The organism is Enterococcus sp. AMC1623 (assembly GCF_058216495.1).
The window spans coordinates 3,242,761-3,266,501 of sequence record NZ_CM177096.1 but is presented as its reverse complement, the minus strand read 5'-3'; the positions used below and the strand labels follow the sequence as shown (position 1 = coordinate 3,266,501).

The following is a 23,741-nucleotide window of genomic DNA, read 5'->3' as shown; positions in this document are numbered from 1 at the left end:
GTAAACGTTTCGCTAACGACACGCAAATAAAAAATAGAGTGAAAAACCTATCAAAGGATTCTCACTCTATTTTTATTTAATAACTTCTTAACTCATTCACTTTTTTATCATCTAAGCGACGAACTACTTCTGTCACTAATTTAACCGTATTTAAATAATCATCTTCATGAATGATGGATGTATGCGAATGTAGGTAACGTACAGGGACGGTAATTGCAATTGATGGAACGCCATCTCTAGTTAAATGCATTTGTCCTGCGTCTGTTCCACCACCTGTAATGACGGTATATTGGAAAGGAATCTCTAACTCTTCAGCAACGTTAATAACAAAGTTCAATAATTTTTTATGTGGAATCATCGAGGCATCAAAAATTAACACTTGCGGTCCTTTACCCAGAACAGAATCTGCTTCTTTCGGTGTCATTCCTGGTGTATCCCCAGCAGTACCCGTGTCTAAAGCAATTGCGATATCAGGATTAACTAAGTGCGTACTTGTACGAGCCCCACGTAATCCGACTTCTTCCATCACGTCACTTCCAGCAAACAAGCAATTTGGATGGCCTTCATTGGCTAAGTTTTCTAATACACGTAAAGAAACAGCAGTCCCCACACGATTATCCCATGCTTTGGCTAATAAGAATTTACTGTCATTCATCCGTTTGTATTCGATATATGGCGTAATCATATCACCTGGTCGGATGCCCCAAGCTTTTGCCTCTTCTTCGCTTGATGCCCCAATATCAATAAACATATCTTTGACATCATACGGTTTTTTACGTGCTTCCATTGATAGTACATGTGGTGGTTTTGAACCAATAACGCCGTGAATTAATTTTCCATCTTGCGTTTTAATTTCTACTTGTTGCGCAAGCATGACTTGGCCCCACCAGCCACCTAATGTTTGGAACTCAATAAAGCCTTTTTCAGTAATTTTGGTGACCATAAAACCAACTTCATCCATATGACCAGAAATAAAGATTTTAGGACCGCCACCTTTTCCAGAATGTTTCGCAATCACGCTCCCTAAGCCATCAAAGAAAATATCCTCGGCAAAATCTTTGGCATAGGCTTTAAAAACCTCCCGAACTTCTTCTTCGTTGCCAGGTACACCACGAGCAGAAGTTAAATCAATCAATAGTTGTTCCTCTTTTTTTTCTAACATCACATACGCTCCTTTTTTTATACTACAAATTAAGTATAGCACGCATCCAATGAAAGAACAGAATAGCTCGGTTATGTCTCAATTAATTTTTTCTCACTATTTTTCTTTGGATAGTTGTTGATTATTTTTGCTAGTACCTGCATAAGAAAATTTATGATCACTTAAGACGAAAGTAAACGTTTCTCGATCAATCGAACCCACAATACTATCACTATCGTAGAGTTGCATTAAGAACTGCGCCATCTCTTCACTGTCATGGTATCTTGAAAAGGCTTGGTCATAATTATATGTTGTCGTGTTGTTGGCGACCTTGCCAAATTCCGTTTTTGTTGCTGCCGGCGCCAAAACCTTCGCTTGTAGTGGTGAATTTGACGCACGTAATTCTAAAGCCAAACCTTCTGTAAAAGAACTAACATAAAATTTTGAGGCACAATACGTTACCGCCGTTGGAACGATTGTATAACCACCAGCTGATGAAATATTAATCAATTGCGTCTGTGGTTGCTGTTGGTATTTTTGTACGTACAGCATGGATAAAATCGTGAGCGCCTCTACATTGAGTTGCAATAAGGCAGATGTACGCCCAATGGATTGTTCCTCCACCATTGTGTAATAACCAAAGCCCGCATTATTAATCCAAGCTTCAATAAAATAGCTGTCTAATTGCTGAAATAGCTTTTCTAGTTCGGCAACTTGCGTTAAATCAAATGGATGCACCACAATATCAACCTCTGGACAAGCCTGCTGAATTTGTTCTTTCACTTCTAGTAATTTTTCTTCACGACGAGCGATTAAAATGACATTTTTTCCTCTTTGGGCAAAAGCTCTCGCTGTAGCCGCCCCAATTCCGGAGCTAGCTCCTGTAATAACAATGTACTTTTTCATGAATTTCTCCTCCTTAATAACTTAAGGATACGAGCTGGAGTTTACTCCATGTCAACTATTTTTTCGTGATAGATAGTTATTTTTTTTGCTAAAAATGCTAGATGTTCATCAATTTCGTGTCGCTGTTTTTCAAGAAGTTGTTCTTGTTTATAAAGCAATTGTAAACGTTCGTTGATTGTTTCATCTCCTTGGTATCGGAGTTTCGCGTATGTTTGAATGTCGCGAATAGGCATGCCAATTTGTTTCAGACGTAAAATAAACAGTGTCCATTCATAATCGTTTTCTGTATAGATACGTTGATTTTGTTGATTGCGCCTTGGTTTAAGCAATCCTTCTTTTTCATAATATCTCAACGTATCCACGCTCAAATGAACACGTGTTGAAAAAGCGCCAATTGAATATTCTTGTTGATTTTCCATAAGTTACTCCTATTCTTCTACAATCCGCAAATAAAAATTTGTCGTTAAAAAATAAGCTGATGTAAAGATAAATATGGTAATGAAACAAAAGAGATACGCCACCCAATAATTAGCATCTTGCACTAATTTGGTGAGCATATAAATCGCAAATGAGCCATGACTTGTGGCAAGCAACATTGTTGGAAAGAAAATCCAGGCATTTTGCTGGTAAACCGCACGATGTAACGCTTTTTTTGGAAGACCAATTTGCTGTAGTAATTGATAATTTTGTTTTTCTCGTCCAGCTTCAAAAAACTGGCGAACCATTAAGGTACTCGCTGTAGTAATCAACACAATCATCCCGACAAAAAGCGTGACATACAAGAAAATGCCTCCTTGACGTCGATCGGCACGTACATTAGGATAACGACTTGTTTGATTTAAACGACTTACACGTTGTCCTTCTGAATCTTCAGAAATATCATCATCAGTAGCACGTTGAATATCGCCTTTTAATTGCCCATTCGTATATTCATACTGGTAGCTAATATCATTGCCCCAGTCTGTAGGTAATTGAGAGACATATGTTTTTTGAAATTGCTCTTCATCGTATCCAGTCGCATTCAAATAAACCAATTGATAATCTATCCCCTCTGCCTGCTGATAGAGATTGTCAGTTACCACTAATAAATTCGAACCATAACGCAACAAACTATCCCCAATTAAATTGGAATAACGCTCACTGAGATGAACGTTTATACCATTTGGTAAAGTTATTTTCTGCTCAGCTTTTGTCAACAATCGTTTGTTCATCATCGCCGTATTCAAATCAATCATCACCGCCTCGTCTGTTTTGTCTAAATTGACTGCGGGTAAGTGGGGAATCATCGTCCGAATTTCATTGTAGCTTTGTTCAGAAATCAAATCAAAAAGAGCAATCTCTTCATAGGTTTCCTCATCTAAAAATTGAATCGGACGTAATGAATGTGTACCGACTACTTTTAAAGGGACGATAGTTTTTTGAGTAATTTCTCCGCCATTTTGTTGAAGTAATTCTTCTAAACGCGTAGATTCTTCGACAGTAATTTGAAAGTCAACTGGTTGACTTAAATCCGTGTACCGATAAGACATGGCAAAAATACCAATTGCTCCACCAATCAATGAAATGGCAATGCCCACAATAACAGAAATCAACGAAAGGGTTCGCCAGCTTTTTGACAGCAAATGACGCGTATGATTCAACGTAAAAAAACGTAACTGACGATAGCTAAATGCACGCCATTTGGTTGATCCATCTAATAAAGCTTGTATACCATAGGCAAAAAACAAATACGTCCCGAAGACGCACAAAGAAAAAATGAACAACGGTACCCATAACACAGAAGAAAAGTCCTCGGTTTGTTGAATGTAACTATTTAGCACGTCAACAAAATTTACTGCAATGTAGTAACCAATACTAATCAATAAAACACTAAATATGCCAATTAAATAGGCACTCCAACGAACTGTTAAATGCCGACTAGCTATCACTCGTTTAGGCTGAAACAAGTCAATCAATTGTTTTTGCCAAATCAACCACATATTTTGCAACGAAATTAAACTAATGGCGACAAAAAACATCACTACAGTTGTTAACACAGAAGCCCATGAAATAAAGAAACGACTTTCAATGTTTAAATCCATAGCTTTGATTAAAATCATCGCAAAAAATTTTGAAAAAACAATCCCCATAATGATTCCCACAAGCAGAGAAAAAACGTTCAAAACCACCCCTTCAATTAAAAATTGAAAAATAATACGTGATTTTCGTAGCCCAAACAATTGATACAACCCAATTTCTTTTTGTCGTTGCTGGATAAAAAATTGGTTAGCGCCTAGCATAAAAAACAACACGACCATGGCAACAAATACATTCCCTAACGTCAATACACCTTCAATTTGAATATCTTGTCTAGCACGCAAGGTTAGAGGCTGATCGTATGTCATCGCACTAAATGAATAAAAAATCATCACGGCAGTTGTCATGGATAAGAAATAGACAACATAATTCCGCGTTTGACGTAAAAAACTACGCCAAATAATTTTAAAAAGCATTCCGACGACCACCTCCTCCGATTGTCGCCTGCATATCAATCACTTGTTCAAAAAATTCTTTACGGGTCCCGCGACGAACAACTTCAGCAAAAAACACCCCGTCTTTAATAAATAAAATTCGATTACAATAACTCGCAGTAAACGGATCATGGGTCACCATTAAGATTGTCGTGTCATTGTGTAAATTGACTTCACTTAAATAACGAAGCAATTCTGTTGCTGATTTAGAATCCAAAGATCCAGTCGGTTCATCTGCAAAAATGACGGACGGTTGTGCAACAATCGCTCGTGCAGCAGCGACTCGCTGCTTTTGCCCAATAGATAACTCATCTGGATACCGATTTAACAAATACGAAATACCTAATAAATCGGCCACGGTTTGTACGCGTTGCTCCATTTCTGTGCTAGATAATTTATCAATCGCCAAAGGTAATAAAATATTGTCCTTACTGGTGAGTGTATCCAATAAATTAAAGTCTTGAAAAATAAAGCCGATTTTTTGACGGCGAAAATCACTTAATTCATTTTCTTTCATACGGGTGATATCTTTGCCATCAATATAGACCGACCCCATCGTTGGTAAACTGATGGAAGATAAAATATTCATCAGGGTGGTTTTTCCCGCTCCACTCGGTCCCATAATTCCAACAAATTCACCTTGATCGACACTAAAAGATAAATTATCTAATACCTTTGTTTGATTAAAGCGGGTACCATATGTTTTTGTTAAATGTTTGACATCGATTATTTTTTTCACGATTCTCGCCTCTTTTCTCTCTTGTATCTTAGCATATTTTCAATTAATTCTCTAAAATCTAAAAATAAATTTTATACATTTTGTGTAAAATAAAACAATGAAACTCCCTACTCTCACCTAGCTTATGCCACCCTCTGCATATACTACATATAGTGTATAAACAAAAATAAACAACTATATATAGTTGAAATCCTTCTTTTTTTATTTTATTATAGAGAAGAAGCAAACAAAGGAGTGACACAAAATGACGGCAACTAAATTAAAAGATGAACAATATTTCTCACCAGCAACTACGGTTGAAATACAAGTCATTAAACGCGATGGACGGACCGTAACGTTTGACGATCAAAAAATTTATAACGCCTTGGTCAAAGCCAAACAACAAGTGCAAGGGACTCTTTCACCCATGGACCATCAGCAAGTACATTATCTTGTAACTAAAATCAATCATGAAATTGAGGCGCGTTTTCAAAAAACGGTTAAAATTTATGAAATCCAAAATATCGTTGAACATATTCTGTTACAACAACATGATTATGCGCTCGCTGAAGAATACATTCGTTATCGGACACAACGTGATTTCGAACGAAGTCAGGCAACCGACATTAATTTTACAATTGAAAAGCTAATGAATAAGGAACAAAGTGTCGTCAATGAAAATGCCAATAAAGACAGTAATGTGTTTAACACACAACGTGATTTAACCGCAGGAATTGTTGGCAAATCAATTGGTTTAAAGATGTTACCTCCTCATGTCGCAAACGCACATCAAAAAGGCGATATTCATTATCATGACTTGGATTACCATCCTTATGCCCCAATGACAAATTGTTGCTTAATTGACTTTAAAAAAATGTTAAACGAAGGCTTCAAAATGGGCAACGCTGAAGTCGAAGCACCTAAATCTATTCAAACAGCAACTGCGCAAATTTCACAAATTATTGCTAACGTGGCTTCTAGTCAATATGGCGGTTGTTCTGCCGATCGAGTGGATGAACTTTTAGCGCCTTTTGCTGAGAAAAATTATGAAAAACATTTAGCAGATGCCCAAGAATGGATTGCAGGTGAAGAACGTCAAATAGCTTTTGCTCGTAAAAAAACTAAGAAAGACATTTTTGATGCCATGCAAAGTTTAGAATACGAAATCAATACGTTGTTTACATCAAACGGGCAAACACCCTTCACTTCCCTGGGGTTTGGTTTGGGGACAAATTGGTTTGAACGCGAAATTCAACGAGCTATTTTACAAAATCGAATCAATGGTTTAGGTAGCGAACATCGAACAGCTATTTTTCCTAAATTGATTTTCTCTATCAAAAAAGGCATAAATCTTCAACCACAAGACCCTAATTATGATATCAAGCAATTGGCGTTAGAATGTGCAACGAAACGGATGTATCCTGATATTTTAAATTACGATAAGATTGTGGAGTTAACAGGGAGCTTTAAGGTGCCTATGGGCTGCCGTTCTTTCTTACAAGGCTGGAAGGATGCAACTGGGCAAGAAATCAATGTTGGGCGGATGAATCTAGGTGTAGTCACCCTAAATTTGCCCCGAATTGCCCTTGAAGCACAACATGATCAAGCAAAATTTTGGCAGCTTCTAGAAGAACGCCTGCAAATTGTGAAAGATGCACTCGTATATCGAATTGAACGCTGTAAAGAAGCTACACCAACAAATGCACCTATCCTCTATATGCACGGCGCGTTTGGCAAGAAACTTGCACCCAATGATGCTGTAGATGAATTATTTAATCATCGTCGTGCGACGGTTTCTCTCGGATATATTGGATTATATGAAGTTGCTGCGGCATTTTATGATGGCGAATGGGAAGCTAATCCCCAAGCTAAAGAATTCACGTTAGCGATTTTACGTGCCTTAAAAGACCATGCAGATGATTGGGCTGAAGAATATGAGTATCATTTTAGTGTTTATTCGACACCAAGTGAAAGTTTAACCGATCGTTTTTGCCGTCTAGATACTGAAAAATTTGGCGTGATTGAAAATATTACTGACAAAGAATATTATACAAATAGCTTCCATTATGATGTTCGTAAAAATCCGACACCTTTTGAAAAACTAGATTTCGAAAAAGATTATCCGTACTATTGTAGCGGTGGCTTTATTCATTACTGTGAATACCCCATTCTACAACAAAATCCGAAAGCCTTAGAAGCGGTATGGGATTATTCTTATGATCGTGTTGGCTATTTGGGAACCAATACACCCATTGACCATTGCTATGAATGTGGGTATGAAGGAGATTTCAAACCAACCGAGCGTGGTTTTCAATGCCCGCAATGTGGCAATCATGATCCAAAAACCTGCGATGTAGTAAAACGAACATGCGGGTATCTAGGCAATCCACAAGCACGCCCAATGGTACATGGACGCCACAAAGAAATTTCTGCACGTGTTAAACACATGAAATAAGGACGTGATAATATGAGAAATCCACAGCCCAAAGAATGGTGCAGTGAAGACTATAGTCAACAACGGATTGCTGATTATAAGCCGTTTAATTTTGTCGATGGTGAGGGAGTTCGTAATAGTTTATACGTCAGCGGTTGTCTTTTTGCTTGTGAAGGTTGCTTCAATAAAGCCGTACAAAATTTCCGCTACGGTACACCGTATACTTTGGAATTAGAAAATCAAATTATTGCAGACCTCTCTCACGATTATGTTCAAGGACTTACTTTATTAGGTGGCGAACCTTTTTTAAATACGGCTGTTTGCCTCCAATTAGTTCAACGCGTTCGGGAAACGTTTGGAACGAAAAAAGATATTTGGAGTTGGTCAGGATATACATTTGAAGAACTTTTGCAAGAAACTGATGATAAATTGGCTCTATTGCAACAAATTGATATTTTAGTTGATGGTCGTTTTGAATTAAGTAAACGTAATCTCAATTTACAATTTCGTGGTAGCAGCAATCAACGAATTCTTGATGTTCCCAAATCATTAGCAGCTGGTAAAGCAGTGATTTGGGAAAAATGTATCGATGCCGAACAACAATATGAACAAATTAAAAAGCAAGCGCTCATTTAGTGCTTGCTTTTTTCATAAGGATCTCCAGTTTCCCACAGAGGTAACACGATATTTTCATAAGTCAATGGATCCAAGTTAGTGACTGTCACACCTAATAAACGAATCCCCTTTTCAACGCCCAGAATTTCTTCCCAAATTAAACTAGCTTGCGAAAAAATCTCTTCCTTGCGATAGACGTATTCACGCAAGGTAACCCGCTTAGTAATCGTGGTATAATCTGCATAGCGAATTTTCACAACAACCGTCTTGCCGTGTTTTTGTTCTTTTTTTAAGGATTCAGCTACTGCATTCGACAATTGGCGTAATTGAGCTAGACATTCGTCTTCTGTCGCTAAAGGTTGCCCATAGGTATTTTCTTTGCCTATCGATTTTCGTTCACGTGAAATATTTACCGGTGCATTGTGAATACCACGGACTTTGCGATACAAGGAATAACCCATTTTGCCAAAATGCTGCATCAGCTCTGCTTCACTACGTTCATATAAGTCTGCTCCTGTAAAAATACCTAATTCATGCATTCTAGGAACGGTCTTTTTCCCGACACCATGAAATTTTTCAATCGGTAATTTTTTTAGAAAAGTAACAGCATCTTGAGGCATTACAACGGTCAAGCCTCGTGGTTTTTCAAAATCTGAAGCTAATTTGGCTAAAAATTTATTGTAACTGACCCCTGCTGAACAAGTGAGCTGAACTTCTTGCCAAATATCATGCTGAATTAATTTGGCAATTTTAATAGCTGATGTACTTTGAATTTTATTTTCAGTCACATCCAAATACGCTTCATCAATCGAAACGATTTCGACTAAATCTGTATAACGGTAAAAAACCGCACGCACTTGCCGAGAAATTTCTCGATATTTTTGGTGATTTCCTGGAACAAATAGCGCATGTGGACACAGCTCATACGCTTTTTGCGCACTCATAGCCGAATGTATGCCATATTGGCGTGCTAAATAATTCGCTGTTGTAACCACACCACGTCCCCCGGTATCACTTGGATGACGAGCAATCACTAACGGATGCTTCGCCAGTTCCGGTTGGTCACGTTCTTCTACCGATGCAAAAAAAGCATCCATATCAATATGTATAATTTTACGGGATGTATCATTTTTTAATGGAAACTGCAATCCGGTCATTACGCTCACCTCTCTTCCATTATATACGAACGAACATTCCCCTGCAAATATCCTTACGTTGTTTGTTCCTAAAAAAATAGCCTAGGCATACTTGCCTAGACTTCATTTAATCCATGATAATCATTGTACACGACTTGCTTTTTCAAGCCATTTTTCTTGGCAATTTCTTTAATTGCTAGATTTGGTTTCATTCCATCAGCAATTAAAGCTTCGACTTGCTCGATAATGGTTCCAACAATTTCTTCTGCTGGCGCTTCTTCGGTTGCACCGGCAACCATCAAGCAACATTCGCCTTTGACAGGTGTCTCATCAAGATATTCTTTTAATTCTGCTAAGGTTCCTCGTAAATATTCTTCATGAATTTTGGTCAATTCACGACAAACAACTGCTTGACGATTCGGACCAAAAGCTTCCATCATGTTTTCGATAGTTGTTCCTAAACGATACGGCGATTCATAAAAAATCATGGTTGCTTTTTGATACGTGAGTGTTGCCAGTTCTGCTAGCTGTTCTTTCTTTTTACGTTTTAAAAAGCCATAAAAATAATTTGGCTGTGGCGTCAGTCCAGAAGCAATCAAAGCTGTCAAACCAGCAGTGGGACCAGGCAAAGCAACCACCGAAATTTCTTCTTCAATACATGCCAACACTAGTTCATGACCAGGATCACTAATCGAGGGCATGCCTGCATCACTAACTTGTGCGATGGATTTCCCCCCTTTTAAATATTCAACTAGTTGGGGAACCCGCTCTTTATAATTATGTTCATGTAAACTTTTTTGCGGTACTGTAATTTCAAAATGATTCAATAACTTTTGAGTATTACGAGTGTCTTCACTGGCAATTAAATCCACCGCTTGTAATGTTTTTACACTGCGAAAGGTCATATCTTCTAAATTGCCAATCGGTGTCGGAACCAAATATAGTATCCCGACTGTCTTATCTTTAAAACTCCGCTGTTTCTTCAACTTGTTCACTCCTTAAAATAAAAAGACTGAGCAAAAATTTCTGCCAGTCTCTTATCTTATTTGCCACTTTCGCGATAAATTACTTCTAAACAAAACGCACACGGTTCATCATGCTCACGTCTTGATCCATATAAATCATAACAAACGTGGAAACCTTCTTCGTAAATTTTTTCTAAATTCATGCGTGATTTTGATAATGCCGATGAATTTTCTTGTTTCGCCTTGCCTGACGGCTGCTCATTTGCTTGATTTAATTCACGGATATGTTCACGCAAACGCTGATTTTCTAACTCCAGTGTGGCATTTTTTTCCACAACTTCTTGTAGAGAATCTTTCATTTCCGCAAGATTTGTTAATAATTTTTGCAAATCACTCTCAAAATCATTCAATCCATCATATATCGAACGCTTATCCATTGACATTAGCTTCACCTGCTTTGGCAACTTCTTTTATCTCTTCGTAATCATATTCCACAGGCGTTTCTTTCCCGAATAGTCGCACTTTGATGACACGACTTAATAAATTTAAGCCGACTACACGACCTTTGCCGTCGGGGGTTACAATTTCAGTACCAAAATCAGGTAATTCTTTTTTCGCTGCTTCATATTCATCATTTTCATAGTTTAAACAACACATTAAACGACCACATAAACCAGAAATCTTTGTTGGATTTAAAGATAAGCCTTGGTCTTTAGCCATTTTAATGGACACTGGGACAAAATCGCCTAAAAAAGTTGAACAACATAATTGACGACCACAAGGACCAATTCCACCTAAGATTTTTGCTTCATCACGGACGCCGATTTGACGTAATTCAATTCGTGTACGGAAGATAGCGGCTAAATCTTTGACCAATTCTCTAAAATCAATTCGCCCGTCTGCAGTAAATTGGAAAATCATTTTGCTACGATCAAATGTATATTCGACATCGACCAATTTCATTTCTAATTTATGCTCACGAATTTTATTTTTACCAATTCGTAAAGCTTCTTTTGCATCTTGTTTATTCTTTTCATCTTGTTGCAACTCAGAAGCTGTTGCGCGATGGATGATTGGTTTAATGTCATCCGGCAAATCTTCTGCGGCCATCTCTTTATTAGGGATAGCAACAGTCGCTATATATTTCGCTTGCTGGGATTCCACCAAGACCTTATCGTTATATAAAAATTCAGTTTCACCAGGAGAAAAATAATAGATTCGTCCAGCTTGTCGGTAACGAACACCCACTACTTTAACCATGTGTCTCCTCCTTTCTTATGGACTTATTTCAGGTAATGATCCGCAATGCCAATTGTTCAGCGACACCTTGAAAAGAAACATTTGCTTCTAATTTTTGTTGAGCTTGTAAAATCAGCTCCAATTCACGATTCAATCCATCTACATGAAGTCCTTGAGTCAAAAATTGGTTGCGCTCACGTTGAAAATAAAACGACAATATCGCTAAAACTTGACGTTGTTGTGTTTTTTCTTTTGTGATTGCCAATAATTTTTTCTGTACAAAAACAAAACTTTGAGGATCTTTCTTTCGCAAGTAGTCAAACCACGTTGAAACAATGTCCTTAGCACCATTAAACCATTCATCTTGAGAGATTTCAACTGCTTTGTCGTAACTATTTGTCAGACTGGCAAGAAGTTCTGCCGTCTGTTGACCAATTCCATCATTTTGTAATTTTTCACGTAATTTTCCTTTTGGCAGTGGCGAAAAATGAATAATTTGGCAACGTGATTGAATCGTTGGCAAAATTCTGCCTAAACTATCCGTCTCTAAGATTGCTAAGAAACTACCAGGTGGCTCTTCTAAAAATTTAAGTAAACTATTCGCTGCACTCGTATTCATTTTTTCTGCTTGTTGAATAATAAATACTTGCTGACGTTGCTCAAAACCACTTTTGGAAAACTCCGCTTGTAATTGACGAATTTGATCGACTTTAATACTCTGACCATCAGGGGTAATCGTCTGAACATTTGGATGTTCATTCATCTCAATACGCAAACAATTAATACATTGGTTACACGGTTCATTGTCTTGTCGTTGTTCACAAAAAATGTATTTTGCTAGCCATGTACTCATTTCATGTTTGCCGGTCCCATTGTCCCCTTCAAAAAGATAAGCATGAGCCAAACGCTCATGCTCACCATTTTTTTTCATTTGAGAGTAGACAAGAGGTTGGTATTCGGCTAAAAACTTTCCTTCCTCCATACTAGCCCTCCTTAATATTGATGAAAACCTTCAACTGGTAAAACAAATACGGTTGAGCCACCAACTTCTACTTCAACTGGATATGGAACTTGTCCATCCAATGAAACATCTAAAGACATTGGTGTTGACACATATTGCTTTCTTGATTGGCATGTTTTCTTGATCAATTCTAGTGCTTCATCTACACGTTCATCTTCAATCCCGATAATAAAGGTGCTGTTACCTGCTTTCAAAAAACCACCTGTTGAAGATAGTTTTGTTGCACGAATATTCGCATCAATAAATTCGTTTGCTAAACGGTTGCTGTCTTTGTCTTGAACGATTGCCATAATTAGTTTCATGTTCTCATCTCCTTAGTTTTTATGATAATTAAAAATATTGTGGGTAAGCTTCGACAATAGCAGAATAACTTGTCTCGACCACATCAGGTAAACTCATACGTGCGTCCACTCGATGAATACGGAATGGATTTTCTTCCGCTAATTTTAAATAAGCATGACGAACCCTTTGATGAAATTCTAACCCTTCAGAGTCCAATCGGTCAATTTGGTCGGCTCTGTTTTGTTGAATTCTTCTTAACCCTGAATCAGAATCAATATCTAAATAAAGTGTAAAATCTGGCGTTGTCCCTTCTGCTGCAAATTCGTTAATTGCAGCAATTTCTTCCATGCCAATCCGACGTCCTGCTCCTTGATAAGCCAATGAACTATCCACAAAACGATCACAGATAACAATTTTACCAGCATTTAACGCAGGTAAAATTACTTCAACTAAATGTTGACGACGAGCCGCTGCATAAAGCAACGCTTCGGTACGTTCATCCATTTCATCATGTTCTGGATTGAGGATAATGTGACGAATTTTTTCCGAAATTCGGACACCTCCTGGTTCTCTTGTTTTTACAATACCTTTTTTAGCTATTAACTGTAAACGAGGGTACAGTTCATTGATGACGCTGGTTTTACCTGCGCCATCTGGTCCTTCAATTGTTATGAATAATCCATTCACTAGGGTTTCCTCCATCGATTCATTTTCTGAATAATCATTTCTATAATTCTCTTCTGCCTTCGACCGCTTTTAATAAAGTTACTTCGTCTGCATATTCAATGTCACTACCCACCGATAGCCCATGTGCCAGGCGTGTTACTTTGATGCCAGCCGGTTTGATTAAACGAGAAAGATACATCGCAGTTGCTTCTCCTTCAGTCGTTGCATTCGTTGCTAAGATAACTTCAGTCACCTCATCGTTATGCAAGCGTTGAATCAAACTGGGAATGTTGATATCTTCTGGTCCGGTTCCTTCCATTGGAGAAAGCACACCATGTAAGACGTGATATAGACCTCGATACTCGCGCATTTTCTCCAAAGCCATCACATCTTTTGGTTCCTCTACAACCAAAATCGTGCTACGATCACGGGTTGTATCTGAACAAATGCTACAAGGATCTTCTTCTGTAATATTCCCACATACACTACAAAAGGTCAAATCACGCTTGACACTTAATAATGATTTCGCAAATTCGTTGACGACTTCATCTTTCATATCAATCGTATGAAAAGCCAATCGAGTCGCAGTTTTTTGACCAATCCCTGGTAAATTCATATAACTAGCAATTAATCTTGCAATTGGTTCTGGATATTGCACAAGTCAAGACTCCTTTTTTAGAATCCTGGGATTCCTTTTGTATATTTACCGATTGTTGCTTCGGTTTCTTTTTCAACCTTCGTTAGCACGTCATTAACTGCCATTACAACTAAATCTTGTAACATTTCGGCATCTTCTGCGTCAATGATTGCTGGATCAATCACGATATCTTTAATTTTGCGGTCACCAGTTGCGGTAACTTTTACATAGCCGTTAGTAGCTTCCCCTTTAAATTCTGTGGCATTTAACACTTCTTGTTCTTCTGCCATTTTCTTTTGCATTTTTTGTACTTGTTTCATCATGCCTTGCATATTTCCCATGCCTCGCATCATTAGTCATCGCTCCATTTCTCATTAATCTTCTTCAATTGTTGCTAAATCACCAAATAACTCTTGAGCTTTGGTCACTATTGTTTCATCTTCAGGTTCCTCTGGTACTAACGAAATATCCCCTGCTTCTTCAAATACTTCTTCCACTTCAATTTCGTGATCGCTGGATAGAAATTCTTGCCGTAGTTCTGGCCAACTATCAACCGTAATAAAAATTGGATCCGGTGCATAATCTGGAATCATTCGACTCAAATTATTATGCACGGCTAACCCAAATTCTGGGTCGTTCGCAGCTTTTTGGCAAATAATTTCATAGTCAAATGCAATCACTAACCCAGTTGGACTAGCTGCTTTGGGTTCACTTGCACGCAAGATGGCTTTTTGAGTAATCGTCAAACTGGATAGCAAGTCTTCCCAAACCATTTTCACATTCACTAAATTTTGTTTGGTGGCTTCTTTTAACACACTAAAGACACGCTCTTTGGGAATACGATAGCCATTCATTTGCGGTTTTCGCTTAGGTGCTTTTGGTGTTTCCGGTTGTGCCGTTACGCCATTTTGCTTGAGTTGCTGTAGTTCTTGTCGTAAGCCTTGCAATTCTTTTTTTAATTGTTGGACTTCTTGATTATCAACGACTGCTTCCGCAGAGACGACACTAGCTGGTGTACCACCACTGGCTAATTTAACTGTCGCCACTTCTAAATAAATAGTTGAATTTGTCGTAAACCGTACATCATTTTGTGTATCATTTAAAATATCAATCCATTGGTACAATTGTGGTGGTGCTGTGTCTTTCGCAAGTTGCTGAAACTCTTCCGTTAGATACCCCGTTTTTTCGTTTAGCAACTGTGGGGCTTGTTGATAAATCAATAAATCACGACAATAGACTAAAAGATTTTCCAATAAACGTCGAGCTTCTTTACCAGAGGCTAACATGTCACCTAACATTTCTAAAGCGCCAGCTACATTGTTTTGTGCACAGTACTGGATAAACTGATCCATCATTTCAAAGGTTAAACTTCCAGTTACCTCCATCGCATTTTGCATTGTAATTTTACCATCGCTAAAGGAAATTGCTTGGTCTAAAATACTCAATGCATCACGCATACCACCTTCAGCCGAACGAGCAATCACTTGCAACGCCTGATCTTCATAATCAATGTTGCTTTCAGCTAAAATATGTGCCAAATGCTCAACAATATCTTCTGTCCGAATTCGTTTAAAATCAAAACGTTGCGTCCGTGAGATAATTGTTGCTGGAATTTTATGAGGCTCAGTTGTTGCTAAGATAAAAATCACATTTTTTCGCGGTTCTTCCAACGTTTTTAACAAAGCATTAAACGCACCTGTCGAAAGCATGTGGACTTCATCGATGATATACACTTTATATTTCGCTTGCGTCGGTGCATAATTTGCCCGATCACGAATAAAGCGAATCTCTTCTACACCATTATTACTCGCAGCATCAATTTCAATAACGTCTTCTTGACTACCTGCTGTAATCGAACGACACATTTCACATTCATTACACGGTTCGCCATCTTGACTGTGCGGACAATTGACTGCTTTGGCAAGAATTTTTGCGGCACTGGTCTTTCCCGTTCCTCGTGGGCCTGTAAATAAATAGGCGTGAGAAATCTGATTTTGGATAATCGCATTTTTCAACGTTTGGGTAATTGCTTGTTGCCCGACAACATCGTCAAAGCGTTGCGAACGCCAGACGCGATAAAGTGCTTGATAAGCCAAACTTGCCCACCTCTTTTCAAAATTCGCTATCTATCATTATACGAAACTTTTGCAAAAAAAACTACCAACACGAAGGAACTCTCATTAACTTTTTTTACGACTTACGGCGGATACAAGAAATAATTCGTCTTGTGGTATAATTTGGTTATAGATGTTTAATAATAATTTTTAACTCACTAAAGGAGGAAACATCATGGGATTAATTAAAGCAGCAACAAGTACAATTGGTGGCGGTCTTGCTGACCAATGGCTAGAGATTATCGAACCAGATGATATGGGCGACACAACAGTAATGACAAAAGGTGTCAAAGTTAGAAAAGATAGTAAACGTGGATCCAACCGTAAAGGAACCGATGACGTAATTACGGATGGTTCAGTTGTTCATGTATATCCAAATATGATGATGCTTTTAGTTGATGGTGGAAAAATTATCGATTATACCGCAGAAGAAGGATATTATACTGTTCAAAATAATTCTGCACCATCCATGTTTAACGGTTCATTAAAAGCAGCAATTTCAGAAACATTTGACCGTTTCAAATTTGGTGGTGTGACCCCGCAAAAACAACAAGTTTTCTATATTAATTTACAAGAAATTAAAGGCATTCGTTTTGGTACGTCTTCTCCGTTAAATTATTTTGATAATTTTTACAATGCGGAGTTATTTTTACGAACACATGGTACGTATTCTATTAAAGTAACTGATCCAATTTTATTTTACACAAATGCGATTCCGCGCAATAAAACACAAGTCGAAATTAATGATATTAACGAGCAATATCTAGCTGAATTTTTAACAGCCTTACAAGCAACTATCAACAAAATGTCTGCTGATGGCGAACGTATTTCTTATGTCCCTTCTAAAAGTATGGAACTAAGCAAATATATGAGTGATGTTTTAGATGATAGTTGGCGTGATTTACGTGGAATGGAAATTGTCGCTGTAGCAGTGGCAAGCATTTCTTACACAGATGATTCAGTTAAATTAATCAACATGCGTAACCAAGGTGCAATGTTAGGTGATGCCAACATTCGTGAAGGATTTGTACAAGGATCAATTGCTAAAGGAATGGAAGCAGCAGGAAACAATCCTGGAGGCGCAGCACAAAGCTTTATGGGCATGGGTGTTGGGATGAATGCTGCTGGAGGTTTCTTTAATCAAGCTTCTCAAACGAATCAACAACAAATGCAACAGCAAGCAGCTAAACAAGAAAACACTTGGACTTGCCCAGATTGCGGTACTGAAAATACTGGAAAATTCTGTAGCAACTGTGGGACTGCAAAACCTGAAGCTAAAGCAGTGAGTGTAAAAATGAAATGTGCTTCTTGTGACGCAGTCGTTGATTTAACAAATGGCGTACCAAAATTCTGTCCAGAGTGTGGCAAACCATTCCAAGGAGTACCAATCTAAATTTAGGAGGTTGTTGGTATGGAAGTAATTACACATAAATGTCCGAACTGTGATGGTGCCTTAACTTTTGATCCTAGCGATCAAAAGTTTCACTGTCCCTATTGTTTAAGCGTATTCACAGAAGCAGAAGTGACGGCTTTTGAAGCTAGTCAAAAAGAAGCTCGTCTTGCAGATACAGATGATGTGACGGCATCCATTGAAGAAGAGCAAGAAGCCACCGATGACAGTGCTATGGATTTATTTCTCTGTCCAAGTTGTGGCGCAGAAATTGTAACGGATTCGACGACTGCTGCAACCTATTGTTATTTCTGCCACAATCCAGTCGTTCTTTCGGGGCGTTTGAGCGGAAAATTTTTACCGAATAAAGTCTTACCTTTTGTAGTAGAAAAAGAAGTTGCAACGGAAAATTTCTTAAAATGGGCACAGAAAAAATGGTTTGTTCCACGAGATTTTTTCAACAAAGATCAAGTAGAAAAATTAACAGGGGTTTATTTCCCTTATTGGGCGGTTGATGCAGAAGCAGACGGTGAACTTTCAGGAACGGCCACTTCCATACGAGTATGGCGAGTGGGCGATTTAGAATATACCGAAACCAAACAATATGATGTCTTGCGCAAAGGAAAATTATCTTTTAAAGAGTTAATTAAAAACGCCTTATCTAAAAATACGCAACAAAAAATGGTTGAAGGTGTTCAACCGTTTCAATTAGAAAAAGCCATAGAGTTTAAAAATCAATATCTCGCAGGCTTTCAAGCAGAAAAACGAGATATTGAATACCCTGATATTGAAAATTCGGTACGGAATGAATTGTCAAATTATGGTGAAAATTTGTTAAGTAATTCCGTCAGTGGTTACACCAGCTTTAGACGAACCCATCAAAATTTTCAATTAACAAAAGAAGACAATCAGTATGTTTTACTTCCTGTTTGGTTAGTCACTTATCGTAGCAATGATCGCTCAAAAAAAGTTTTCTATTATGCGATGAATGGCCAAACTGGAAAAGTCAGTGGTGTCTTGCCAATTAGTTATAAAAAATTAGGTTTCACTACCGTGGGAATTTTTGCAGTGTTAGCTTCACTCTTTATGATTGCGGGGTATCTGATATGAAAAAATTCTTTTATCTCTTCACCCTATTTTTAGGTCTGTTTGTCTTTGTTGCTCCAAGTTATGCTGCAGAAGCAGTGAACGATGAAGCGGGATTATTTACTGAGCAAGAAATTCAAGAATTAAATCAATTAGCAGAAGAACTCAACGATAAAATTAAAGGCGAAGTTTTCATTCTTACCACTAATCGTAGCTATAGCGATCCAGAAGAATTCACCGATTTGTACCTAAGTAGCCAAATTGGAAATGACAATAATGGAATGGCCTTAATGGTCAATATGACTTATCGTGATTATCATATCTCTACTTCGGGAAACATGATTGATTATCTTACCGATCGACGAATTGAGAATATGAAAGAATCTATCCAAGAGTCTCTTTCAGCAGGAGATTACTTTACTGCTGCAAAAAATTATTTATCCGAAGCCAGTCAATACGTTTCTGATGGCGTACCTAGAGGCCATTATCGGATAGATCGTGAAACAGGTAAAATTACGTACTATAAAACTATAACCTTTTGGGAAGCTTTTTTTGCCTTACTTGCAGCAGCCATTCTTAGCACTGTATTCTTCTTTGTCATTAAGTCGAGATATCAATTAAAAATGGGTGGTTACCGCTATCCATACAATGAAAAATCTTCTTTAAAACTTAGTCAAAAAGAAGACCGTTTAACCAATTCTTTTGTCACTACCAGACGTATTCCTCGCAATACTTCAAGTGGTGGTGGCTCTGGTGGTGGCGGCGGTGGCAGCACGACTCATTCAACTGGTGGTGGTTCATTCGGTGGTGGCGGAGGAAAATTCTAAGAGAAGTCACATAGCCTTTCAAATATAATCCGAATTATCCATTAGCAATGCTAATTTTATAATAATTAGCATTGCTATATTAGTGATAGTTCGGTTATTTTTATTGATTATGATTGGCTTTTTTTGTAAATTTTCAGAATAATGACAATACTTAGAATTAGTGATATACTATCAAAAAATAAAGGAGTGGTCTTATGACAATTGATTGGAATAATTTAGGATTTGATTATATAAAAACACCTTGGCGCTTCATTGCTACTTGGCAAGATGGCACTTGGAATGAAGGCGAACTAACAGAAGATAATATCTTACATATTAGCGAATCTTCTCCAGCCTTGCATTATGGTCAACAATGTTTTGAAGGCTTAAAAGCATATGGTCGTAAAGATGGCGGCGTTAATTTGTTTCGCCCGGATGAAAATAGCAAACGTCTAAATCGTAGTGCGACACGTTTACGTATGCCACAAGTTCCAGAAGAATTATTTTTACAAGCAGTAAAAAAAGTTGTAAAAGCTAACCGCGAATTTGTTCCGCCATATGGAACAGGAGCTTCATTATATATTCGTCCCTTACTAATTGGAGTTGGAGATATTATTGGTGTAAGACCCGCGGATAAATTTATTTTCACTGTTTTTTGTATGCCAGTTGGCCCATACTTTAAGGGTGGTTTAGCGCCCACAAACTTTATCGTTTCAGATTACGATCGTGCTGCGCCAAATGGTACTGGTGCAGCTAAAGTTGGTGGCAATTACGCTGCAAGTCTCCTTCCTGGTGAGGAAGCCCATGAAAAGAATTTTTCAGATTGTATCTATTTAGATCCGGAGACACATACTAAAATTGAAGAAGTTGGTTCAGCAAACTTCTTCGGTATTACAAAAAACAATGAATTTATTACGCCAAAATCCCCTTCCATTCTGCCAAGTATTACTAAATATTCACTTTTATATTTAGCAGAACATACGTTAGGTTTGAAAGCTATTGAAGGTGATGTGCGTTTAGATGAATTAGATAAATTTGTCGAAGCAGGTGCGTGCGGAACCGCGGCTGTTATTTCACCAATTGGTGGGATTCAAACCCATGATGAGTTCCATGTTTTTTATAGTGAAACCGAAGTAGGACCTGTGACGAAAAAATTATATGAAGAATTAGTAGGCATTCAATATGGTGATCGTCCAGCTCCAGAAGGTTGGATTTTTGAAGTAGAATAATCATTAGGACACTGTTATTTCAGTGTCCTTTTTTTGCTTACTACCAACAACTCTTGTTATACTAGGTTGTATTTAATTTATTTTGAAAGGATGAACGCTATGTCACATACATTTCCCAAGGATTTTTTATGGGGTGCGTCTATTAGTGCGCATCAAACAGAAGGTGCCTATCTTGAAGATGGCAAAGGTTTAAGCGTCCAAGATACCCGACCACGCGACAATCACGAAATTGCAGATTTTACTGTTGCTTCAGATCATTATCACCATTATAAAGAAGATATTCGTTTATTAGCTGATCTAGGTTTAGACGTCTTTCGTTTTTCGATTGCTTGGACGAGAATTTTTCCAAATGGACGTGGTGAAATAAATCAAGCCGGAATCGACCATTACAACGATGTAATTAACGAATGTCTAAAATACAACATCCAGCCTTTTATTACGTTGAATCATTTTGACTTACCACAAGCATTAGAAGATGAAGGTGGTTGGGCTGTTCGCAGTACTGTCGAAGCTTTTGCAACGTACGCTCAAACTCTTTTTGAAGCATATGGCGACCGCGTGAAAAATTGGCTAACGATTAATGAACCGAACATCATGTTGTTGGTGGACCAAAAAATTCTTGGAAAAGAAATTCCTTTACAAGAAAAATATCAACAATTTCATCATTTAATGATGGCCGAAAAATATGCATTCAAACTTTGCCATGAATTAGTTCCTGAAGGTAAAATTGGGCCTGTTCCTAATATCTCCTTGGTTTATCCAGCAACAAGCAAACCCACAGATAATCAAGCGGCACTTTATTTCAATAGTGTGCGTAACTGGGCTTATCTTGATTTTTCTTGTTTCGGTCGTTACAACGCTGTCTTTAAAGATTATTTAAACCAAAAAGGAGTAACAATTAGTTTTGCTAAAGAGGATGAAGAAATGATGCAGACGCATTTTCCCGATTTCGTGGCAATGAACTTTTATACTACGGTTACTGTAGAAAAACCTGTCAAAAAAGAGGGCATGTCTGATGGCATTAGCGATCAACAAAGTGAAGATATTATGGAATGGGGCTTTTATAAAGGTTACACTAATCCGTTTTTACAAAAAAATGAATTCAATTGGACGATTGATCCAGACGGCTTGAAGACAACGTTACAAACCTTATATGACCGCTATCATTTACCAATCATCATTACTGAAAATGGCCTAGGTGCTCGTGATGAATTAACCGCCGATGGAAAAATTCACGATAGCTATCGTATCAATTATTTAGAGCAACATATCGGACAATGTCTCCAAGCAATCGAAGCTGGTGTTGATTTATTTGGTTATAGTCCGTGGTCAGCAGTTGATTTAGTAAGCGTTCATGAAGGAATCAGTAAACGCTATGGCTTTATTTATGTGGATCGTACCGAAGATGATGAAAAGCAATTAGCTCGTTATAAGAAAGACAGTTTTTATTGGTATCAACAATTAATTCAAACAAAGCAAATCCCCTCATAGAAAGGAGTATTTCTAATGAATCGTGTTTTTCAGTTTTTAGAAACTAAATTAATGCCACCACTGAATAAATTAGCCAATTTAAGATTTATTCGTGCCATTATGCAATCTGGGATTATTACCGTCCCTTTTACCATTGTAGGATCAATCTTTTTAATCATTAACAATTTACCGCAAATTATTCCTCCATTGGCGCCATTTTTTGAACAGACGCTTTTAAGATTCTCACCTTTATATAGTGTGATTACCACGATGTCGATTGGTTCGTTAGCCATCTTTTATGCTTTAGCCACAGCCTATTATTTAACTGAAAGCTATCGTCAAGAAGACAAGGAACTGAGCAGTTTTGTTGGGGCTATTTTAGGGTTATTTGCCTTCTTATTAACAATCATTCAAGTAGATATTACCAGCGATGGAGCGCAACTCATTCAACAAACGTCAGAGACTGCCATTATTTATAATGGGGTAGCTATGGGCGCTTGGATTACTCGCTTTGGTGGTATCGGAATTTTTATTGGTATTTTAACAGCCATTTTAGCCACGCAAATCTATCGGTTCTGCCTTCGTAAAAAACTAACTATTCGAATGCCAGAAGGAGTTCCTGATGGGGTTAGTAAAGCTTTTGCTTCATTAATTCCAGCGATTTTCATCGCTTTTACGATGCTAATAATTAATGGTATTTTAGCTACTTTCCACACAGATTTGCATGGTTTATTATCTAAACCATTTGAATTTGTAAAAGAACTAACGGGTTCATGGCTAGGGATTGTAGTAATTATGCTTTTAATCCACTTACTGTGGGCAGTCGGTGTACATGGTACAGCGATTATTAAAAACAGTTTTATTAATCCAATTTTATTAGTCTCATTAACAGAAAATATTAATGGCGGTAACAATATTTTTGCTGGTGACTTTACCAACATGTATATTTTCTTAGGTGGGGCTGGAAGTACTTTAGGTTTAGTTTTATTGATGATGTTTGTCGCAAAATCAGATCAATTGAAGATTTTAGGTCGAGCAGCGATTTTGCCAGGATTATTTAATATTAATGAACCGGTGATTTTTGGGGCACCGATCGTTTACAACCCCTACTTGATTATTCCATTTGTAGTGACACCAATTGTGAATGTCTCCGTTGCCTATTTTGCCACAGCTTTTGGTTTCGTTAATAAAATCATCTCTGGGATTCCTTGGATTTCACCGATTGGGATTGGCGCTTTTCTAGGAACTGGTGGTGATTATCGCGCAGTTTTAATTGCGTTTATTAATCTCGCTATTTCGATTATTATTTATTATCCATTTTTCAAAATGTATGACGGTAAATTATATGCAGAACAACAAAAAAACTAGTGGTAACC

23 protein-coding genes are annotated in these 23,741 nt (G+C 37.7%); 8 read left to right on the top strand and 15 right to left on the bottom strand.

The window, feature by feature from the left end:
* Window positions 1-76: 76 nt before the first annotated feature.
* The 5 genes from AC4BC7_RS16025 to AC4BC7_RS16005 form a co-directional block, all read right to left on the bottom strand.
* Complete coding sequence (locus AC4BC7_RS16025; RefSeq protein WP_490503380.1) at window positions 77-1,162, bottom strand: M42 family metallopeptidase; 1,086 nt, start codon at window positions 1,160-1,162, stop codon at window positions 77-79.
* Between the two features lie 96 nt (window positions 1,163-1,258).
* Window positions 1,259-2,047 (bottom strand): SDR family NAD(P)-dependent oxidoreductase, encoded by a 789-nt coding sequence (locus tag AC4BC7_RS16020; RefSeq protein ID WP_490503379.1) that lies wholly within the window; start codon window positions 2,045-2,047, stop codon window positions 1,259-1,261.
* Between the two features lie 41 nt (window positions 2,048-2,088).
* Window positions 2,089-2,466: a MerR family transcriptional regulator gene (locus AC4BC7_RS16015; RefSeq protein ID WP_207941658.1), complete on the bottom strand. Its 378-nt coding sequence runs from the start codon at window positions 2,464-2,466 to the stop codon at window positions 2,089-2,091.
* Between the two features lie 9 nt (window positions 2,467-2,475).
* Window positions 2,476-4,539, bottom strand: coding sequence for an FtsX-like permease family protein (locus AC4BC7_RS16010; RefSeq protein ID WP_490503378.1), 2,064 nt, complete (start codon window positions 4,537-4,539; stop codon window positions 2,476-2,478).
* The gene (locus AC4BC7_RS16005; protein WP_207941656.1) at window positions 4,529-5,296 is read right to left on the bottom strand and encodes an ATP-binding cassette domain-containing protein; all 768 of its coding nucleotides are present in this window, start codon (window positions 5,294-5,296) and stop codon (window positions 4,529-4,531) included. The genes AC4BC7_RS16010 and AC4BC7_RS16005 overlap by 11 nt, the downstream gene beginning before the upstream one ends.
* A gap of 244 nt (window positions 5,297-5,540) precedes the next feature.
* Here AC4BC7_RS16005 and nrdD point away from each other — a divergent pair, with 244 nt between their 5' ends.
* Entirely contained in the window at window positions 5,541-7,730 is a 2,190-nt protein-coding gene (gene nrdD, locus AC4BC7_RS16000; protein ID WP_490503377.1) for an anaerobic ribonucleoside-triphosphate reductase, read from the top strand.
* Between the two features lie 12 nt (window positions 7,731-7,742).
* Window positions 7,743-8,345: an anaerobic ribonucleoside-triphosphate reductase activating protein gene (gene nrdG / locus AC4BC7_RS15995; protein WP_490503376.1), complete on the top strand. Its 603-nt coding sequence runs from the start codon at window positions 7,743-7,745 to the stop codon at window positions 8,343-8,345.
* Here the strand turns inward: nrdG and dinB are convergent.
* From dinB to dnaX, 10 genes are all read right to left on the bottom strand, one after another.
* Window positions 8,342-9,481: a DNA polymerase IV gene (dinB, locus tag AC4BC7_RS15990; protein WP_490503375.1), complete on the bottom strand. Its 1,140-nt coding sequence runs from the start codon at window positions 9,479-9,481 to the stop codon at window positions 8,342-8,344. The genes nrdG and dinB overlap by 4 nt on opposite strands.
* Window positions 9,482-9,576: 95 nt before the next feature.
* Window positions 9,577-10,446 (bottom strand): 16S rRNA (cytidine(1402)-2'-O)-methyltransferase, encoded by an 870-nt coding sequence (gene rsmI, locus AC4BC7_RS15985; RefSeq protein ID WP_490503374.1) that lies wholly within the window; start codon window positions 10,444-10,446, stop codon window positions 9,577-9,579.
* A 56-nt stretch (window positions 10,447-10,502) separates the two neighbouring features.
* Entirely contained in the window at window positions 10,503-10,862 is a 360-nt protein-coding gene (locus AC4BC7_RS15980) for a DNA replication initiation control protein YabA (RefSeq protein ID WP_490504445.1), read from the bottom strand.
* Entirely contained in the window at window positions 10,855-11,685 is an 831-nt protein-coding gene (locus AC4BC7_RS15975; protein WP_207941651.1) for a PSP1 domain-containing protein, read from the bottom strand. The genes AC4BC7_RS15980 and AC4BC7_RS15975 overlap by 8 nt, the downstream gene beginning before the upstream one ends.
* Window positions 11,686-11,713: 28 nt before the next feature.
* Entirely contained in the window at window positions 11,714-12,646 is a 933-nt protein-coding gene (holB, locus tag AC4BC7_RS15970) for a DNA polymerase III subunit delta' (protein WP_490503373.1), read from the bottom strand.
* An 11-nt stretch (window positions 12,647-12,657) separates the two neighbouring features.
* Window positions 12,658-12,987, bottom strand: coding sequence for a cyclic di-AMP receptor DarA (darA, locus tag AC4BC7_RS15965; protein ID WP_207941649.1), 330 nt, complete (start codon window positions 12,985-12,987; stop codon window positions 12,658-12,660).
* A gap of 28 nt (window positions 12,988-13,015) precedes the next feature.
* Window positions 13,016-13,654 (bottom strand): dTMP kinase, encoded by a 639-nt coding sequence (gene tmk / locus AC4BC7_RS15960; protein WP_490503372.1) that lies wholly within the window; start codon window positions 13,652-13,654, stop codon window positions 13,016-13,018.
* A 40-nt stretch (window positions 13,655-13,694) separates the two neighbouring features.
* The gene (gene recR, locus AC4BC7_RS15955; protein ID WP_207941647.1) at window positions 13,695-14,291 is read right to left on the bottom strand and encodes a recombination mediator RecR; all 597 of its coding nucleotides are present in this window, start codon (window positions 14,289-14,291) and stop codon (window positions 13,695-13,697) included.
* A gap of 17 nt (window positions 14,292-14,308) precedes the next feature.
* Window positions 14,309-14,623 (bottom strand): YbaB/EbfC family nucleoid-associated protein, encoded by a 315-nt coding sequence (locus AC4BC7_RS15950; RefSeq protein ID WP_207941646.1) that lies wholly within the window; start codon window positions 14,621-14,623, stop codon window positions 14,309-14,311.
* Window positions 14,624-14,644: 21 nt separating this feature from the next.
* Entirely contained in the window at window positions 14,645-16,366 is a 1,722-nt protein-coding gene (gene dnaX, locus AC4BC7_RS15945) for a DNA polymerase III subunit gamma/tau (protein ID WP_490503371.1), read from the bottom strand.
* Between the two features lie 193 nt (window positions 16,367-16,559).
* Here dnaX and AC4BC7_RS15940 point away from each other — a divergent pair, with 193 nt between their 5' ends.
* The 6 genes from AC4BC7_RS15940 to AC4BC7_RS15915 all read left to right on the top strand — a co-directional run bounded on the left by AC4BC7_RS15940 (window position 16,560) and on the right by AC4BC7_RS15915 (window position 23,733).
* Complete coding sequence (locus AC4BC7_RS15940) at window positions 16,560-17,777, top strand: SPFH domain-containing protein (protein WP_490503370.1); 1,218 nt, start codon at window positions 16,560-16,562, stop codon at window positions 17,775-17,777.
* Between the two features lie 18 nt (window positions 17,778-17,795).
* Complete coding sequence (locus AC4BC7_RS15935; protein WP_490503369.1) at window positions 17,796-18,884, top strand: TFIIB-type zinc ribbon-containing protein; 1,089 nt, start codon at window positions 17,796-17,798, stop codon at window positions 18,882-18,884.
* Window positions 18,881-19,687, top strand: a complete 807-nt coding sequence (locus AC4BC7_RS15930; RefSeq protein WP_207941642.1) for a TPM domain-containing protein — start codon at window positions 18,881-18,883, stop codon at window positions 19,685-19,687. Before AC4BC7_RS15935 ends, AC4BC7_RS15930 begins: the two co-directional genes overlap by 4 nt.
* A gap of 194 nt (window positions 19,688-19,881) precedes the next feature.
* Window positions 19,882-20,895, top strand: a complete 1,014-nt coding sequence (locus tag AC4BC7_RS15925; protein ID WP_490503368.1) for a branched-chain amino acid aminotransferase — start codon at window positions 19,882-19,884, stop codon at window positions 20,893-20,895.
* 99 nt (window positions 20,896-20,994) lie between these two features.
* Window positions 20,995-22,386, top strand: coding sequence for a glycoside hydrolase family 1 protein (locus tag AC4BC7_RS15920; protein ID WP_490503367.1), 1,392 nt, complete (start codon window positions 20,995-20,997; stop codon window positions 22,384-22,386).
* 15 nt (window positions 22,387-22,401) lie between these two features.
* Entirely contained in the window at window positions 22,402-23,733 is a 1,332-nt protein-coding gene (locus AC4BC7_RS15915; protein WP_490503366.1) for a PTS transporter subunit EIIC, read from the top strand.
* Window positions 23,734-23,741: the final 8 nt, after the last annotated feature.

Excerpts from the sequence above, each read along its gene's own strand:
- AC4BC7_RS16025 (WP_490503380.1), bottom strand. The coding sequence starts at position 1,162 with ATGTTAGAAAAAAAAGAGGAACAACTATTGATTGATTTAACTTCTGCT.
- AC4BC7_RS16020 (WP_490503379.1), bottom strand. The coding sequence starts at position 2,047 with ATGAAAAAGTACATTGTTATTACAGGAGCTAGCTCCGGAATTGGGGCG.
- AC4BC7_RS16015 (WP_207941658.1), bottom strand. The coding sequence starts at position 2,466 with ATGGAAAATCAACAAGAATATTCAATTGGCGCTTTTTCAACACGTGTT.
- AC4BC7_RS16010 (WP_490503378.1), bottom strand. The coding sequence starts at position 4,539 with ATGCTTTTTAAAATTATTTGGCGTAGTTTTTTACGTCAAACGCGGAAT.
- nrdD (WP_490503377.1), top strand. The coding sequence starts at position 5,541 with ATGACGGCAACTAAATTAAAAGATGAACAATATTTCTCACCAGCAACT.
- nrdG (WP_490503376.1), top strand. The coding sequence starts at position 7,743 with ATGAGAAATCCACAGCCCAAAGAATGGTGCAGTGAAGACTATAGTCAA.
- dinB (WP_490503375.1), bottom strand. The coding sequence starts at position 9,481 with ATGACCGGATTGCAGTTTCCATTAAAAAATGATACATCCCGTAAAATT.
- AC4BC7_RS15980 (WP_490504445.1), bottom strand. The coding sequence starts at position 10,862 with ATGGATAAGCGTTCGATATATGATGGATTGAATGATTTTGAGAGTGAT.
- AC4BC7_RS15975 (WP_207941651.1), bottom strand. The coding sequence starts at position 11,685 with ATGGTTAAAGTAGTGGGTGTTCGTTACCGACAAGCTGGACGAATCTAT.
- holB (WP_490503373.1), bottom strand. The coding sequence starts at position 12,646 with ATGGAGGAAGGAAAGTTTTTAGCCGAATACCAACCTCTTGTCTACTCT.
- darA (WP_207941649.1), bottom strand. The coding sequence starts at position 12,987 with ATGAAACTAATTATGGCAATCGTTCAAGACAAAGACAGCAACCGTTTA.
- AC4BC7_RS15950 (WP_207941646.1), bottom strand. The coding sequence starts at position 14,623 with ATGATGCGAGGCATGGGAAATATGCAAGGCATGATGAAACAAGTACAA.
- AC4BC7_RS15940 (WP_490503370.1), top strand. The coding sequence starts at position 16,560 with ATGGGATTAATTAAAGCAGCAACAAGTACAATTGGTGGCGGTCTTGCT.
- AC4BC7_RS15935 (WP_490503369.1), top strand. The coding sequence starts at position 17,796 with ATGGAAGTAATTACACATAAATGTCCGAACTGTGATGGTGCCTTAACT.
- AC4BC7_RS15930 (WP_207941642.1), top strand. The coding sequence starts at position 18,881 with ATGAAAAAATTCTTTTATCTCTTCACCCTATTTTTAGGTCTGTTTGTC.
- AC4BC7_RS15925 (WP_490503368.1), top strand. The coding sequence starts at position 19,882 with ATGACAATTGATTGGAATAATTTAGGATTTGATTATATAAAAACACCT.
- AC4BC7_RS15920 (WP_490503367.1), top strand. The coding sequence starts at position 20,995 with ATGTCACATACATTTCCCAAGGATTTTTTATGGGGTGCGTCTATTAGT.
- AC4BC7_RS15915 (WP_490503366.1), top strand. The coding sequence starts at position 22,402 with ATGAATCGTGTTTTTCAGTTTTTAGAAACTAAATTAATGCCACCACTG.